13 protein-coding genes and 1 tRNA gene are annotated in these 16980 nt (G+C 36.3%); 10 read left to right on the plus strand and 4 right to left on the minus strand.

The window, feature by feature from the left end; translation table 11 throughout:
• Positions 1 to 56: 56 nt before the first annotated feature.
• From K8P03_RS06005 to K8P03_RS06025, 5 genes are all read left to right on the plus strand, one after another.
• Complete coding sequence (locus K8P03_RS06005) at positions 57 to 629, plus strand: glycerol-3-phosphate responsive antiterminator (RefSeq protein WP_223419309.1); 573 nt, start codon at positions 57 to 59, stop codon at positions 627 to 629.
• A 10-nt stretch (positions 630 to 639) separates the two neighbouring features.
• The gene (glpK, locus tag K8P03_RS06010; protein ID WP_223419311.1) at positions 640 to 2145 is read left to right on the plus strand and encodes a glycerol kinase GlpK; all 1506 of its coding nucleotides are present in this window, start codon (positions 640 to 642) and stop codon (positions 2143 to 2145) included.
• A 126-nt stretch (positions 2146 to 2271) separates the two neighbouring features.
• Positions 2272 to 3693: an NAD(P)/FAD-dependent oxidoreductase gene (locus K8P03_RS06015; RefSeq protein ID WP_223419313.1), complete on the plus strand. Its 1422-nt coding sequence runs from the start codon at positions 2272 to 2274 to the stop codon at positions 3691 to 3693.
• Positions 3694 to 3702: 9 nt separating this feature from the next.
• Complete coding sequence (locus tag K8P03_RS06020) at positions 3703 to 4962, plus strand: NAD(P)/FAD-dependent oxidoreductase (protein ID WP_223419316.1); 1260 nt, start codon at positions 3703 to 3705, stop codon at positions 4960 to 4962.
• On the plus strand, positions 4959 to 5315 hold the full coding sequence (locus tag K8P03_RS06025) for a DUF1667 domain-containing protein (RefSeq protein ID WP_223419318.1): 357 nt from the start codon (positions 4959 to 4961) through the stop codon (positions 5313 to 5315). Before K8P03_RS06020 ends, K8P03_RS06025 begins: the two co-directional genes overlap by 4 nt.
• Before the next feature lie 448 nt (positions 5316 to 5763).
• On the opposite strand, the gene K8P03_RS06030 is transcribed toward K8P03_RS06025, so the two are convergent.
• Positions 5764 to 6480: an MIP/aquaporin family protein gene (locus tag K8P03_RS06030; RefSeq protein ID WP_223419320.1), complete on the minus strand. Its 717-nt coding sequence runs from the start codon at positions 6478 to 6480 to the stop codon at positions 5764 to 5766.
• Between the two features lie 133 nt (positions 6481 to 6613).
• Positions 6614 to 8098 carry an NAD(P)/FAD-dependent oxidoreductase gene (locus K8P03_RS06035; protein WP_223419323.1) on the minus strand — a complete coding sequence of 495 codons (1485 nt, stop codon included), beginning with the start codon at positions 8096 to 8098 and terminating at the stop codon, positions 6614 to 6616.
• Between the two features lie 314 nt (positions 8099 to 8412).
• Between K8P03_RS06035 and K8P03_RS06040 the strand changes: the two genes are divergently transcribed.
• Entirely contained in the window at positions 8413 to 10746 is a 2334-nt protein-coding gene (locus tag K8P03_RS06040; protein ID WP_223419325.1) for a zinc ribbon domain-containing protein, read from the plus strand.
• Between the two features lie 101 nt (positions 10747 to 10847).
• Complete coding sequence (locus K8P03_RS06045) at positions 10848 to 12173, plus strand: alpha-amylase family glycosyl hydrolase (RefSeq protein WP_223419327.1); 1326 nt, start codon at positions 10848 to 10850, stop codon at positions 12171 to 12173.
• Between the two features lie 73 nt (positions 12174 to 12246).
• Here the strand turns inward: K8P03_RS06045 and K8P03_RS06050 are convergent, their stop codons facing one another.
• Both K8P03_RS06050 and K8P03_RS06055 read right to left on the minus strand, forming a co-directional pair.
• The gene (locus K8P03_RS06050; protein ID WP_223419330.1) at positions 12247 to 12885 is read right to left on the minus strand and encodes a hypothetical protein; all 639 of its coding nucleotides are present in this window, start codon (positions 12883 to 12885) and stop codon (positions 12247 to 12249) included.
• Between the two features lie 1377 nt (positions 12886 to 14262).
• Positions 14263 to 14339: transfer RNA gene (locus K8P03_RS06055), tRNA-Pro, on the minus strand.
• Positions 14340 to 14549: 210 nt separating this feature from the next.
• Between K8P03_RS06055 and K8P03_RS06060 the strand changes: the two genes are divergently transcribed.
• The 3 genes from K8P03_RS06060 (at position 14550) to K8P03_RS06070 (ending at position 16952) form a co-directional block, all read left to right on the plus strand.
• Positions 14550 to 15281 (plus strand): NAD-dependent protein deacylase, encoded by a 732-nt coding sequence (locus tag K8P03_RS06060; protein ID WP_223419332.1) that lies wholly within the window; start codon positions 14550 to 14552, stop codon positions 15279 to 15281.
• The gene (locus K8P03_RS06065; RefSeq protein ID WP_223419334.1) at positions 15282 to 15662 is read left to right on the plus strand and encodes a zinc-ribbon domain-containing protein; all 381 of its coding nucleotides are present in this window, start codon (positions 15282 to 15284) and stop codon (positions 15660 to 15662) included. It abuts the gene before it with no gap.
• Between the two features lie 114 nt (positions 15663 to 15776).
• The gene (locus tag K8P03_RS06070) at positions 15777 to 16952 is read left to right on the plus strand and encodes a coenzyme F420-0:L-glutamate ligase (protein ID WP_223419337.1); all 1176 of its coding nucleotides are present in this window, start codon (positions 15777 to 15779) and stop codon (positions 16950 to 16952) included.
• Positions 16953 to 16980: the final 28 nt, after the last annotated feature.

Consider the following 16980-nt stretch of genomic DNA (forward strand, 5'->3'; position numbering starts at 1 on the left):
ATGAGAGAAACGAGCTTGATTAATTTTGGGCTCGTTTTATGTGTTTAGGGAGAGATATGCTAGATATTAGAGAAGTCTTATATGAAAATCCAGTAATTATGGCCATCAAAGATGGCAAAGACTTAAGGGAATGTTTGAAGGAAGAATATTCAGACAACAAGGTAGTCTTTGTTCTTTATGGTAATATCGAAACGATTCCAACAATTGTCAAAAAATTAAAAGACAAGGATAAGATAGTTTTTGTTCATGAAAACCTAGTTGAAGGATTGTCATCATCTCACTTTTCGCCTAGTTTTATCAAAAAATACACAGACGCTGACGGAATCATTACACTTAGGGCACAAAATGCCTACGAAGCCAGAAAAATAGGACTTTGCACAGTCTTTAGGTTCTTCCTTCTAGATAGCCTATCCTATGAGAGTGTTAAGGATACAATAAAAACAACATCCTCTGACATTTTAGAGGTTTTGCCTGGTATTATGCCTAAGATGATTGGTGAAATCAGCAAGAGATATCCTACACCCCTTGTAGCTGGGGGACTTATAAGGGATAAGTCTGATGTAGTTGACGCCTTAAATGCAGGTGCCATTGCGGTCTCAAGTTCTAATTATGCAGTATGGAAAATGTAAAGGAGTAGATATGAGTAAGTACATTATGGCGTTAGATGCCGGAACAACAAGCAACAGAGCGATAATTTTCAATAAAAAAGGCGAAATTATGTCAGTTGCTCAGAAAGAATTTACACAATTTTTCCCACATCCAGGTTGGGTAGAACATGACGCAACAGAAATCTGGTCAACTCAAATAGGTGTATGTACAGAAGCTATGGCAAAACTTGGTGTAACAGCTGAAGACATCGAGGCTATTGGTATTACAAACCAAAGGGAAACTACTATAGTTTGGGAAAAGGATACCGGTAAACCTGTTTACAATGCAATCGTTTGGCAATGTAGAAGAACTGCTGATATGGCTGACAAACTCGTTGCAGACGGTTATAGGGGCATGGTTCAAGAAAAAACTGGTCTTGTTTTAGACCCATACTTCTCTGCTACAAAGATTAGATGGATCCTTGACCACATAGAAAACGGCCAAGAAAGAGCTGAAAATGGCGAACTTCTCTTTGGTACAGTTGATACATGGTTAGTTTATAACCTAACTCGTGGTAAAGTTCACGTTACAGACTATTCAAACGCATCAAGAACAATGATTTTTAACATCCATACCCTTGAATGGGATGATGAACTTCTTAAAATGTTAAATATTCCAAAATGCATGCTTCCAGAAGTTAAACCTTCTTCTTATGTATATGGAACAACCTTCCCAGGCTACTTTGATGGCGAAATCAAAATAGCTGGTATAGCAGGTGACCAACAAGCTGCTTTATTTGGTCAAACATGTTTTGAAAAGGGAGATGCTAAAAATACTTATGGTACAGGTGCCTTCCTACTTATGAACACAGGCGAAGAAGCTGTTAAATCTGAAAACGGCCTTGTTACAACAATAGCTTGGGGTCTTGAAGAAGGAAAAGTAGACTATGCTCTTGAAGGTTCTATCTTTGTTGCAGGTTCTGCTATCCAATGGTTAAGAGACCAATTAAGAATTGTTGACGCTGCTGATGATACAGAATACATGGCAACAAAAGTTAACGATACAAATGGTTGCTACGTAGTTCCAGCCTTCACAGGTCTTGGTGCTCCATATTGGGATCCATATGCAAGAGGAGCTATCGTTGGCTTAACACGTGGTACAAATAAATATCACATCGTTAGAGCAACCCTTGAATCACTTGCATATCTAACAAACGACGTATTAGCTTCAATGGAAAGAGACGCTGGTCACCCACTTCACGAACTAAAGGTAGACGGTGGTGCAAGTGCAAACAACTTCCTAATGCAATTCCAAGCTGATATGATTCAAACCAAGGTAGAAAGACCAAAGACACTAGAAACAACAGCTCTAGGTGCATCATACCTTGCAGGTCTTGCAACAGGATATTACAAAGATAAAGACGAAATCAGAGAATACAGATTAGTAGACCAAGCCTTTGAACCAACTATCTCTAAAGAAGAAAGAGATAAGAAAGATAGAAACTGGCAAAGGGCTATAGCTAGATCTTTCGACTGGGCAAAACATTACGAAGAATGATAATTGTTTGAAATTAAAATCTGTGATATAATAGATATAACTTAATAAGAATGGAGAGAGATGAGCGTAAGTATTCTATACTTGTGCTCGTTTTTCTTTATAGTTTTTTACATAAAAGGAGTAAAGATGTTTGATGTAATAATAATTGGTGGGGGAGTTGTTGGAGCTTCAGTAGCTTGCCACCTATCAAAGAAAAAAGGAAAATTTTTATTACTTGAAAAAAACGAAGATGTTTGTACTGAAACAAGTAAGGCAAACTCTGGTATTTGCCACGGCGGTTATGACGCTGAACCAGGTAGCCTAAAGGCAAAATTTAACGTAGAAGGTAACCAGATGATGGATGAGGAAAGCAAACTATATGCATTTCCTTATAAGAAAATAGGAACCCTTGTTTTATGCCACGATGAAAAAGATATGCCAAATCTTCAAAAATTATATGACTATGGTATAGCAAATGGCGTTAAAGGCATGAAAATCCTAAACAGGGAAGAAACCCTAGCCCTAGAAGATAATATCACAGAAGATGTTGTAGCTTCCCTATATTGCTCAGAAGCTGGAATCTTAGATCCTTTCCTAATGACTATAGCCTATGCAGAAGTTTCAAACATCAATGGTGTTGAATATAAATTTAATACCAAGGTTGAGAAAATCGAACAAAAAGACGACCATTGGGTTCTACACACAAACGACGGTGACTTTGAAACAAAGGCAGTTATAAACTGTGCTGGAATCTATTCAGATGAACTTCACAACCAAATTTCAGATGAAAAATTTGAAATAAAGGCTCGTCGTGGTGAATACTTGCTTCTAGATAAGGAAACAGCAGGTTTTGTAAAGCACGTAATGTTTAACCTTCCATCTGATAAGGGTAAGGGAATCCTAGTAAGTCCAACTATCGATAATAACACCCTTGTAGGACCTACATCAGACTTTATAGATGATAAGGCTGACAGGAGATCAACAAGAGAAAGACTTGAAGAAGTTATAGAAAAATCTAACCACACTGTAAAAAATGTCCCAGTTAGGATGGTAATCACATCATTCTCAGGAAATAGGGCCCACGAAGTTGGTGGCGACTTCATCTTGCAAGAAAGCAAGGAAGGTTTCTTTGACTGTGTTGGTATAGAATCTCCAGGACTCACCTCATCTCCAGCAATTGGTAAATACATGGCAAATCTAGTAGCAGACAAGTACGGCTTTGCCGAAAATGAAAATTTCAACCCTGATAGAAAACCAATTCCAAAAACAAGCGAGATGACTCTTGAAGAACATTCAGAACTAATTAAGAAAAACAAACTCTACGGCAAAATCATCTGCAGGTGCGAATCTGTAACTGAAGGTGAAATAGTAGATGCAATAAATAGACCACTTGGAGCAAGGACTGTAGACGGCATTAAAAGACGTGTTAGGGCCAGCGCTGGTAGGTGCCAGGGCGGATTCTGTTTACCACATTTAATGGAAATTTTAGCTCGCGAACTTAATGAAGATATGTCAGATGTAGTTAAAAACTCAAAAGAATCTTACTATGTTGATGGAAGAGTAAAGTAGGAGTAGAGAATGAAAAATTATGATTTAGTAGTAGTAGGCGGCGGTCCTGCAGGTCTTGCAGCAGCAGCCAGAGCCTATGACTGTGGTGTAAAAAACGTCTTAATCGTAGAAAGAGATAATAAACTTGGGGGCATCCTTAACCAATGTATCCACAATGGTTTTGGCCTTCATAGGTTCAAAGAAGAATTAACAGGTCCAGAATACGCAGGCAGGTATGAAGATATAGTAGCAGAGCGTGATATTGATGTTTTGCTAAATACTATTGTAATGGACTTTAGCCCAGATAAGACCTTGACCCTAATGAATGAAGAAAATGGAATGTTTCAAATAAAACCAAAGGCAGTAATCCTTGCCATGGGTTGTAGGGAAAGACCAAGAGGAGCCCTAAACATTCCAGGATCTCGTCCAGCTGGTGTATATTCAGCAGGTACAGCTCAAAAATTAGTAAACCTTGATGGTTTTATGCCAGGTAAAAAGATTGTAATCCTAGGTTCTGGTGATATCGGTCTAATCATGGCAAGACGTATGACCCTAGAGGGAGCCAAAGTTCAATGTGTGGCAGAAATTATGCCATATTCTGGAGGACTAAAGAGAAATATAGTCCAATGTCTAAACGACTTTGACATTCCACTATACTTTTCAACAACAATTTCTGATATAGAAGGAACTGACAGGGTAGAGGGTGTTTACCTATCAAAGGTTGACGAAAATATGAAAGTCATCCCAGGCACAGAAGAATATGTAGAATGTGATGCCATCCTCCTATCAGTAGGTCTTATCCCTGAAAACGAACTAAGCAGGGATGCCCAAATCAAGATGGATCCAAGAACTAAGGGTGCAGAAGTATCCGACAGAATGATGACTTCAATAGACGGCGTATTTGCAGCAGGAAACGTCCTTCACGTTCACGACCTAGTAGATTATGTAACAGAAGAAAGTGAACTTGCTGGCGAAAACGCAGCAGCCTACATTAAAGATGAATTTAAAGCAGATAATGAAAAGAAAATCCATCTCACACCAGGTAATGGCGTAACCTACACAGTTCCTCAATATATAGCCCCAGGCTCAATGAGAGATGAAGTTGTTATTAGGTTTAGGGTAAACAATATCTATCAAAAATCAAGATTAGTTCTAGAAGTAGACGGCAAAGAAGTTGCCCAAAAGAGAAAGATAGTATTTGCCCCAGGTGAAATGGAAGACTTGGTTCTTAAGAAAAGTGATTTAGACGAAAATAGCGAAAAAATCGAAGTAAGATTGGAGAGCTTATGATCAAAGAATTAACCTGTATAAATTGCCCACTTGGCTGCACAGTCAGCGTTACAGTAGAAGATGGACAAATCACAAATATCACTGGCAATACTTGCAAGAGAGGTGAAGTTTATGCTAGAAATGAACTAACAAACCCAGTAAGGGTTGTCACTTCCACAGCTAGGGTAGACGGAGCAGACCAATATTCTGTTTCGGTCAAAACAGAAGAACCTATTCCAAAGGGAAAAATAATGGAAGTAATGAAAGAAATAAACAAGGCCCATATAGATGCACCAGTAAAAATTGGTGACTGCGTAATAGAAGACGTAGCAGGCACAGGAATCAGAGTAATAGCTACATCAAAGGCTTCATAAAAACAAATCCTCCAGGCACAGGCTTGGAGGATTTTTTTGTCCTCAAATAGGAGATATGTAAGAAAAATCATTGTCAAAGATCTATTTTAAAGCACTTTGCTTAAAATAATTGTAAGAATAAGAGAATTTAAATAAGCTAGCTTATTTTGTTATTGAATTTATTGGCAAATTTTTGTGTATAGCCCAGCATTTGATCTTATGTAAATAAAAAAACGACCTCCTTTTCCTTTAATTATGATAATCACATGCACAATTAAACAAGGAGGTCAGAATCTTGTATAAGATTAGTTTAACACATATAAAAATAAGATGCAAATCTAAATTGAATTTAGGACTGATCTAAAAATCTTACTTTGATTTTTTAATAGGCTTAGGATAATAAAAGTGATTAAGCTTTTTAAGAAAATTTGCCAATAGAAAAACCCCTCAATCGAGGGGTTTTCCTATACTAGAATATAAAATTAAATAAGACAACTGCGATAAGTCCACCGATTATTGGGCCTACTACTGGAATCCAACCATATCCCCAGTTAGCGTCTGTTTTGTTCTTAACTGGAAGGACGGCGTAAGCAATTCTTGGACCAAGGTCTCTGGCTGGGTTGATAGCATAACCTGTTAAACCGCCTAGTGACATACCTATAGAAACAATGAGGCCGTAAACGAATAATTTGTCAACTCCTGCTCCACCAGCGCCTGCTACATTGCCAAAACCAAGGATAGCAAATACAAGTACGAAGGTACCAACTATTTCAGATAGGAGGTTCCTGCCGGTATTAGGAATTGTTGGTGCTGTACAGAATGTTCCCCTTACTCCTACTGGGTTATCTGCTGTTGCATCGTAATGGTCTTTGAATAGGGCATATACTAAACATTGACCAAGGAAAGCTCCAAGCAATTGACCAGCTATGTATACTGGAACAGCATCTGCTGCCACATCACCCTTGAATGCTAAAGCTATTGTTAGTGCTGGGTTGAAGTGAGCACCTGTTAGGGCACCAAATATGGTTGCTGGAATAAGAACTGCTAGACCCCAAGCAATGGTGATTTGGATAGGACCAGCGCCTTGCATACCACTTTTGTTCAAAGAAACGTTTGCTACAACTCCGTTACCTAGTAAAATAAGTATGAGTGTACCGACCATTTCGCCTAAAAATATATCTCTCATTTTCTCTCCTTTCTGTGAATAAAAAAACAGAGAACTACCTTGGTTATTAGCTCTCTGTCTCTGATTTATTCAACTGTGAAAATGTTTACATCATTATTATATCACGTGCCTTATTATTTTGCAAATATTTTTGTTAAATTTTTGATTCTTTTTCTAGAGTCTTGATAAATTTATTAATGTCAGCCTTGTTTACTCTTGTAATTCCTGAATGTTCTGAGTCAAAACGATCGGATTTGACTTTGTGGCCGAGTTCATCTTCCATAACTTCAATCACTCTGGACCTACAGAAAGACCCTTGGCAAAAGCCCATGCCCGCTCTAGTTCTTCTCTTGATAGAGTCAAAGCTATTGCAAGGAAGGCCACGATTCATGGCATCTCTGATTGTTTTTTCGCTTACTTGTTCACACCTGCAGACTAGCCTTTCTGGGTTTCCTAGATGAAGGTCAACTTTTTTGATGACCTTGTTGAAATCTTCGAGTTCTTTGTATTTGATGATTGGGTCCCTGTGTGGGTTGTAGGATGGATCATCTTCTAATTTTAGGCCTATATCTTTTAAGATTCCCTCAACTATTTTTGCAATGGCTGGAGAAGAGGTGATGCCTGGAGATTGGATGCCAACTACATTTATAAAGCCATTTGTCTTGGTGTTTTCAATGATAAAGTCACCTGTAGATGAAGCTGGGCGAAGACCTGTGAAAGATCTGATAAATTCTTTGAGGTTAATTACGCCATCTTTGACTGATTTTTGAGCCAAATCGTAGATTTCAGCCAATCTTTCTATATGGGTGCCCCTGTCGATTTCTTCCTCGTCAATGGCATCAGGACCTAGAAGGAGGTTGTTATGATAGGTCCTTGTAACTAAGATGCCTTTTGACTTTGGACTTGGGGTTTGGAAGAGAACTTGCTTGGTTCTTGAACCAGTGCCTTTTTGCATTAGGAGGTATTCTCCGCTTCTTGGATGTATTGTAAAATCTGTTTGGGTAATCATTTGAGAAACCCTTGCGCCTTCAAGGCCTGAAGCGTTGATAACATACTTACCTTCATACTTATCTCCGTTTTCGGTTATGACTGTGAATACATCGTCATTTTTTTCTATATTTGTAACCCTACTTTCAAGCTTAAGGTCAGTGCCATTTGCTATGGCGTTTTCCATTAGGGCTATGACATATTCATATGGTGAGCAAACCCCAGCACCATTGCAATATAGGGCAGAGGTGGCCTCATCTGATACATTCGGTTCAATTTCTCTTAGTTTCTTTTGGTCGATTATTTCTAGGTCATCAAGACCATTTTCAAGGCCCATGGCCATGAGTTTTTCAAGTTCTTTTTCGTCTTCTTCACTAAAAGCTAAAACCAAAGACCCATTTTCCAAGAAGCCAAAATTTAATTCTTCATCGAGTTTTTTAAATTCCTTTCTGCCTTCGTAGCAGATACGGCCCCTAAGTTCGTGGTGGGGCTCAGCATAGCCACCGTGGACTATGGCTGAATTGGCCTTTGAAGCGCCCATAGATACGTCATTTTCTTTTTCTAGTACAAGTATATCAAGTTTGTAGCGGGAAAGTCTCCTTGCTATACTAGCCCCTGTGACACCAGCGCCGATAATTATAAGATCATACATAAAAAATCCTTTCTATTTCGGGAGTGGACTTATATTCCAAACCTTATTTAATATTAAGAAACTCCCTCTAAAGACAAAAATAGAGTGGCAAAAATAATTGCGCTCTTTCACTATCTTATTAGGTAAACCTTTTCTACATTATAGCACAAAAAATTGCTAATTTCAATTCATCTTCTTTTATTAATTTTGCATAAAAATTTTAAGAAGATTTTTAAAAAAGAATTTTTTATCAATTTTCAAGAGATTAGGATTTATTAGTTTATATTTTGACTTTTAAAAGTATATTATATATAGCATATAAAGGGAGAAATTTTATGAAATGTGAGCATTGCGGTGCGAATATTAATAAGGCTAGCAATTTTTGTCCTGTTTGCGGGAGCAAACTTAGCAAAAATGAGCCTGATAAAAAAATAAATCAAGAGGATTTAACTCAAAAAAAGAGTTTTTCAAATCTTCTTAATTTTAAATTTAATAAAACAGCTAATGATTCTGAGGAAAAAACTGAGACCAACCAGTCAAAGTCTGAAGAAAAGGATTATGCTATAAAAAATGACAATAGCAGTGAATCAGAAAAGCCTATTATAGATGATAATGTTGGGTCTGAGCCTTTTTTCCAGAAAACTGGCAAGGATTTTTTGGATGGACCAGTAGTTAATAGAAATAAATTAGAAGCTAAGGGCAAAGATAATTCCGATGAACAAAATCCTGAACCACCTGATAGGATGGATAAGGAAAGCAGGATGTATGAAAACCTAGGAGGAAAATCTTCGCCTATTAATCAAAGGTCCGTCATAGAAGAAGTTCAAGACAAGGTTTCTAGGAGCAAGTCCAGAAAAAAAGATGATTCTGCCTATTATATAGATGACAACAGATCTTCTATGTTAAATAAAAATATAGAAGACAGGGTTGAAAAGATTATAAATGGCGAAGACAAAGAATTGTCAAATCTCACCTTGTCTGAAGGTATTAGGAAAATTCCTAAAAAGAGCAAGGTAACAATAGCTCAAAATAGCGGGCAAGATTTCATAGACCCTAAAGAGAGTCAAGAAATAATTAGCCCAAGTAAAGCAGACCAAGCAGCTAAGAAAAGCCAGGAAGAAAAATCTCAAACTGGCCCTAAGCTAGATAAGCAAGCGCTTGAATCTTTCAAAGAAAAGTACATCACAAAAAGGAATTTACTAATAGCCCTAATTGGTGTTTTGATTGCTATAATCCTCGGAACTCTTTATGTTAAGATGAATAAGGCCGAAGACATAACAATTCCATTAAGTGATTACATCACCTTAACTTATGAGGGAGAAGACGGGCAAGCTGTGCCAAAGGCTAGTATAGATACAGAGAAATTAATCGCGGCCTATGGCAATGATATTAAGTATATTTCTAGGGATAATAACAAGGGATCATACGATTCTCCAGCCCAAGAATTTGCGGCAGACTTACAAAACAATGTGGTCTTCCAATATTCAAAAGACAGCGGCCTATCAAACGGCGATGAGATTACAGTCATGGCTAACCTTGATAATATCAAGATTTCAGATAAGTACAATGTCCTAATGTCAAATGCATCAAAGGCAGTAATTATTGATGGCATCAAAACCGATAACTTTACCGATCCTTTCACCTACATCAATGTGAAATTTGAAGGCCAAAGTCCAAATATGACCCTAACAGCAGGTCTGACTGACGATGCACCAGAGTTTATGCACACAATTGATATAATTCCATCCAAGACAAATGGTATAACAGAGGGCGAAGAAGTAGCGGTAAGCTTAAACTTTAATGCAGATGTCCTAAAGGAAACATACAATGTGAGCCTATCTCCAACTAGCAAAAACTTCACAGCCAAGGCTGGTGATGGAGAAAGCAGTGGTGAGGGTGATGCTGATTCTGATTATATAAGCACTACAGCTCATTTGAATGATGAAATGCTTGGGGAACTCAAATACAAGGCAGGAGAGCTAATCAAACAAACTATTTTGTATAAGAACATAATAAACGTTGATAATGTCGACTACCTAGGATCATTTACAGGTATAAAGGATGATGGAAGCGGAGATATTAAAAACAAAGTCTACCTAATTTATGAAGTTTCAACTTCAGAAAAACTTCCTGAATCAAACTTCCAGTCAAGTTTTAAATATTACACCTTTGTGGAATATCAAAATGTGAAAAAGGCCAAGGATCCTGATGGTAAATTCTACAGTGCGGGCCCAATCACAACCGATAATCAAATCTTCCACAAGTTCTTTGTAGAAAGTGACTACAAGTATTACCAAATCGAATACCAAGGATTTGGCTTTATAGATAAGGCCCTAGCTAATGTTGGTGCAGGCCTTGAAGGTCTAAGTGTGACAGAAGATAACAAGACCAATATCACTGATCATTTCGCCACATCTGACGGAGTCGTTGGGGAATATGAAGCAAACGGTAGGAGGATATCACTTAAGGCCGACGGTAGCCTGGTTTATCAAACAGATAAGGCAGTTCATTTAGGATCCTATAGTGACAATGGTGGAGAAATTTCTGCCACAATCAAGGGAGTCAATGTTGATACTCCAATAATCCTCAAATATGAAAACGGAAAACTAAACGCAGAAAGTCAAGGAGAATTTGACGCAATTAGCTTTAGCAAAATAGAAAACTTTTAATAAAAGGGCCCGGTGGCCAGTGAATTGACCCAAAATTTTCAATAATGATGAGATTTTCACACCACTAGGCCTTTTTTCTAAGGGAAATAAAAGGAGTCATTATGTTAGAAAATAAAGATATAAAAACAACATATTACGAAGCCTATCCAAAATCATTTGTAGATTCAAATGCTGATGGAATAGGCGATTTGGAAGGACTTAGGTCCAAACTTACCATACTTTCTCAACTTGGTACCAATTACATTTTATTAAACCAAATTTTTGCGAAAAAAGATGGGAAAATAGATTTTTACCAGGTAGATGACAAGATTGGAAGTCTTGAAGATGTGGGAAGAATTTGCGAAAAGGGCAAATATATCAGGGTCAAAACCCTCCTAGACCTTGACGCAAAAGACCTAATGGCGACCTATGGAAATAATTTAAAAGAAGAAATAAAAAGCATATTGGAACATTGGAAGGAAATTGGAATCAAGGGGATTAGGATAAAAAACCTCGATGATTTTACGAATGATTCTCCAAAGGCAGGTGAGGAAATAATCACAGAAATAAGGGATCTAACATATAACCTCGGCCTAATTTATATTGGAGGCCTTGATAAAGTAGACCAAAAGTTTAAAGACCAAGTCGACATGGTTTATTTTTCAAAGTCCAATAGCCTAGTAAAAGAAAAAAATTCCTATAAAGAATTTTACGAATTTCTTGATATGGCACAGACCTTAAGTGGGGAAGTGCCTGTTGGTTTAGACTTTGAAAACTACAAAAGTCCAAGACTTATAGAAAAAATCCTAAACCATGATGAAGAAGCAAGACCTCTAACAGAAGCTCTTGCGACCTTGCTTTTTAGCTTGAAAACAGCGCCTTTTATCTATCAAGGAACAGAAATAGAAGCCAAAAGCGAATATGATATAGATATGGATAAAATTTCCGATTTGGAAATTAAGAAAATTTACGAAAAATATATCGAAGAAGGTCTTAAGCCAGAAGAGGCTATTGATAAAGTAAAAAAAGAATCTAATTTTTCAGCTAAAATCCCATTGAGGTGGGATGAATCAAGCCTTGGAAAGTTTTCGGAAGTGGAAAATTACTACGGAACCATGGTCCAATACGACAACAACTATAAGGAATATCTAAAACACGCCGATTCATTTTTCTTCTATATGTATGACATCATCATGCTTAGAAAAAGAGACTCAGTCTTTGGCCTTGGCGACTACGAGGCCTTAGCAATAGACGAAACAACCTACATTTACAAAAGGACCTATAAGGATAAGGCTTATGTGGTTTTAGTAAATTTATCAGACGACTTCTATGAAATAGAAGAAAAAATCACAGATTTAATTAAAGATGGCAAGGTCATAAAAAATAACAACCAAGACTACGACCCAGAAATCCTAGACGCTTACCAGGCGGTTATAATCGAATTGTAGAAGATTAAGTAAATTAAAAACTACAAGCTTAAGCACTTCGCTAGAACTTGTAGTTTTTAAATTTCAAAATATTTTAGTTAACAATTTGCTGCTTTCTATCTTCTTCCGTCTTAAAAATTATCAGCTTATTATCATTAATGTACAGATTTATGGTTTTTCCATCCTCTAGGAATTTGTATTTAAAACCTGTACCGAAATTTGATTGGTTGTTTTTAGTAGGTTTTGTTGTACTTTCAACTTCTGAATCAATTTCTCCATCAAAATCTGTAATCTTATCGTAGTATTTTTCTTCTCCTGAATACAAATAGAGCTTGTCATCAACAATGATCATAGGAATCAAATCCCACTCTACATTTTCATTAAGATCCTTCTTAAAAATCATCAGCTTATTATCATCATGGTAAAGATTGATGGTTTTTCCTTCATCTAGGATTTTGTATTTGAAACCTGTGCCAAAATTTGATTGGTTATTTTTATAAGGCTTTGAAGGGCCTTCAACTTTAGAATCAATTTCTCCATCAAAATTTTTCTCGTCATCATAGTTTTTCTTTTCACTCGAAAATAAATAGAGATTGTCATCAATAAAAATCATAGGAATCAAATCCCCTTTTACATTTTCATTAGGATCCTCTACTCCTTCATTATCAATTTTTTCATTAGAACAAGCACTAAAGGCAAAAATTGTTATCAATATAAATAGAATTTTTTTCATATCTTCCTCCTAAGAGATTGTAATTTTAGTATTAGGCTTTAGAAATTATATTTACAAGCACAAAAACACGTTTGCTTAGCAAACTCCTCAACGATCGAGAAAATCGCCTACTAGGTAAGCTTAAGTTGTTGACATAGCAATCTAAAAGCCTAAACAACTTTCTATAAATGACCTCTTCTTCTAAATCATAATGACCTGAGGTAGCCTCATCTTTATCAAAAGATAATTTAATTACACCCTTACAATCCATAAAAGCATTCACCTCTTATATCCTATAAGACGTAAATTAGTGAGAAATATTACATAGATTTCTATTTTATAAGATTTTTTAATAAATCTACTTTAATACTCATCTCTTGCATTTATCAATAACAAGCTTTCACAAGGTGGTCAGTTGATTTTAATTTTTACATTCATTGGTATTCTTTAAGAACAAAGGTCATCAAAGACCGATCAAAATTTTTGGTCTAATGAATAGTAGTTTTTATTTTTCACTTTTTTATTAGGATAATTATAACAAAAGGTCTATTTCTATGCAATAAAAAAACAACCCTGATTGGTTTTTTATCAATGGTCGGAGATAAAGGATTCGAACCTTCGAGCCTCACCTTCTCAAAGCCAAAGTAGGACCAACAAAAAAAGTAACCATCTTAAGGTCGCTTGTTCTGTATAAAAAGTTTCTTAATTTTTTAGGACAATAAAAAAATAACCAAGATGGTTGTAATTTAATGGTCTGGGTGAAAGGATTCGAACCTTCGAGCCTCACCTTCTCAAAGCCGAAGCGGGACCAACAAAAAAAGCAACCATCTTAAGGCGCTTGTTCTGTATAAAAAGTTTCTTAATTTTTAGGGCAATAAAAAAACAACCTATAATCGGTTGTTTGAATGGTCGGGGGAAAAGATTCAAATCTTCGAGCCTCACCTTCTCAAAGCCGAAGTGGGACCAACAAAAAAAGCAACCACTTAAGGTCGCTTGTTCTGTATAAAAAGTTTCTTAATTTTTAGGAAAATAAAAAAAGCAACTGATGTTGCTAATTTATATGGTCGGGGGGAAAGATTCAAATCTTCGAGCCTCACCTTTCCAAAGCCGAAGTGGGTCCAATATAATAAGGTTTATTCTTAATACAAAAATAGCAGTCATTATTGACTGCATATCTTGTTTAAAAAGTTACTAAATATTTTTAGGGCAATAAAAAATAGCAACTGATGTTGCTAAATTTAATGGTCGGGGTGAAAGGATTAGAACCTTCGAGCCTCACCTTCTCAAAGCCGAAGTGGGACCAACAAAAAAAGCAACCACTTAAGGTCGCTTGTTCTGTATAAAAAGTTTCTTAATTTTTAGGAAAATAAAAAAAGCAACTGATGTTGCTAATTTATATGGTCGGGGTGAAAGGATTCGAACCTTCGACCTCATGTTCCCAAAACACGCGCGCTACCAAGCTGCGCCACACCCCGTCGCCACTGACTATTATAATATACTATATAAAAAATCCTTTGTCAAATTTATTCGTAATTTTATTTGGATTTCTTTTTGTTTTTGCTTTTATTTTCAAAAAAGTCTATTGTTATGATACCATAATTCTTTTCCCTTGTAAAATCTATTTGAAACTTCCTTGTAAGTCAGCCCACAAAGACTATAATAATAGTAGATAGGAAGGGAGTTTTATGGATACTCTTAATGAAGTTAAAAAAATTATTAACGATTCTAATAATATAGTATTTTTTGGGGGAGCGGGAGTTTCTACTGCTTCTGGTGTGCCTGATTTCAGGTCAGCTACCGGGCTTTATAATAGGAAGAATGATTCCAAATATTCTCCAGAATACATGCTTAGTCATGAGTTTTTTGTAAACCATCCTGATGAGTTTATGACTTATTGCAAGGAAAATCTTATGCTTGACGGTATTAAGCCTAACAAGGCCCACTATGCTTTGGCGAGGCTTGAGAAGATGGGTAAGCTTAAGGCTGTTATTACCCAAAATGTCGATAGTCTCCATCAAGAGGCGGGAAGCAAGAATGTAATAGAGCTCCATGGCAATTTGAGGGATTATTATTGTACAAAATGCCATAAGAATTTTGACCTTGCCTATGTGAAGAAATTTCCTGCTGAGGCTCATTGTGATGAGTGCGGTGGGATTGTTAGACCTGATATTGTTCTTTATGGTGAGGGTCTTGATCAAAATAATATTTCCTATGCAGTTAATTTAATTGCCCAGGCTGATGTTTTGATTGTTGGTGGGACTAGCCTTGTGGTTTATCCCGCAGCTGGCCTGATTGATTTTTATAGGGGCAATAAATTAGTTTTGATCAATAAGGATACTACTCCTAGAGATAGTATTGCAGATTACATTATAAATGGCGATATTGCTGAAGTTATGGATAGTTTGGTAGGTGATTAGGTGCAGAAAAAATACGGTATTGATGAGTACGGGATATTTTTAGTTTGGATTGCGATTGTAGCAGTTCTTGTGGCTTATTTTATTAAGTCTACAGTATTAAATGGCATATCTTCTTTTATTGTAATTTATGCCATTTTTAGGACCATGTCTACAAATGTTGCAAAGAGGAGTCAGGAAAACCAGGTTTTTGTTGAAAATGTTATTAATCCAATCAAGGGTATTTTTGGCAAAGATAAGGCTAATAAGACTGGGTCTAAGGAAGCTGGCTTTAAGTATATTTCTTGTCCTTCTTGTGGACAAAAGTTAAGAATTCCTAAAAATAAGGGCAAAATCAAGGTAAGATGCCCAAAATGCAAGGAGAAATTCGATGCTAAAAGCTAAGCTTTTAGCATTTTTTATGTTTTTTAGAAATATAAATTAATTTAAAAAATTTTTCGCTTTAGTATTTATTTTTTTAAATAAGGTTGTATAATTTGGTTGAAAGGGGAGTAATAAATGCCAAGATTAATAGGAACAGTTGCAATGGGCCTTAGGGCACCAATTGTTAAAAAAGGTGACAATCTAGTTGATATTGTCGGTGATATTGTTGAGGAAGTAGCTAGAAATGAAGTTAAACTTCGCGATAAGGATGTAGTTGCTGTAACTGAGTCACTTCTTGCTAGAAGCCAAGGTAATTATGCTACAATTGAGCAAATTGCTAAGGATTTTGCAAATAAGTTTGATGGTGATGAGGTTGCTATACTATTTCCAATTCTTTCAAGGAATAGATTTTCAATAATGTTAAAGGCTTTTGCCCTATCAGGCAAAAAGCTACACATTTGCCTATCTTACCCATCTGATGAGGTTGGAAACTTTGTTATGGACGAGATGGATCTTTTCAATTCTGATGTTAATGCTTATACAGATGTTTTAAGCCTTGAAGAATTTAGAAAGGTTGCAGGTGATTATAAGCATCTTTTCACAGATATGGCTTATCCAGAATTTTATAAAGAACTTGCACCAAATTCTGAAATTCATTTCTTAAATAATCCTGTGGATGCCTTAAGATTTACAGATAATGTCTTAGTTGCGTCAATCCACACAAGAAACCTTGTTAAAAGACAACTTGTGGAAGCAGGAGCAAAGAAAGTTTTAAAACTTGATGAAATTCTTACAGAATCTGTAGATGGTTCAGGATTTAACCCAGACTACGGTCTTCTAGGTTCAAACCTTTCTACAGGTAATAAAGTAAAACTATTTCCAAGAGATGCCCAAGATTTTGTTGATAAGCTTCAAAAAAGACTTATAAATGAAACTGGTAAACATATTGAAGTTATGGTTTATGGTGACGGAGCCTTCAAAGATCCTGTTGGACACATTTGGGAGCTTGCTGACCCAGTTGTATCACCAGGTTTCACAGATGGACTTGTAGGTACACCATATGAATTAAAACTAAAATACGTTGCTGATAATGATTTGGCAGAACTTTCCGGCGAAGAGGCTGCTGAAGAATTTAAGAAACTAGTTAGAAATAAGGATAAAAATACAGATGAAAATAAGAGACTAGGTACTACACCTAGACAAATTACAGACCTCTTAGGTTCTCTATCAGACCTAATTTCAGGTTCTGGAGATAAGGGTACACCTGTTGTTTTAATCCAAGGATATTTTGATAATTATTCAAACGATTAGGTAAAAATAAATAATGAGTAAATGAACC

The organism is Anaerococcus murdochii (genome assembly GCF_019957155.1).
GTDB lineage: Bacteria > Bacillota > Clostridia > Tissierellales > Peptoniphilaceae > Anaerococcus > Anaerococcus murdochii.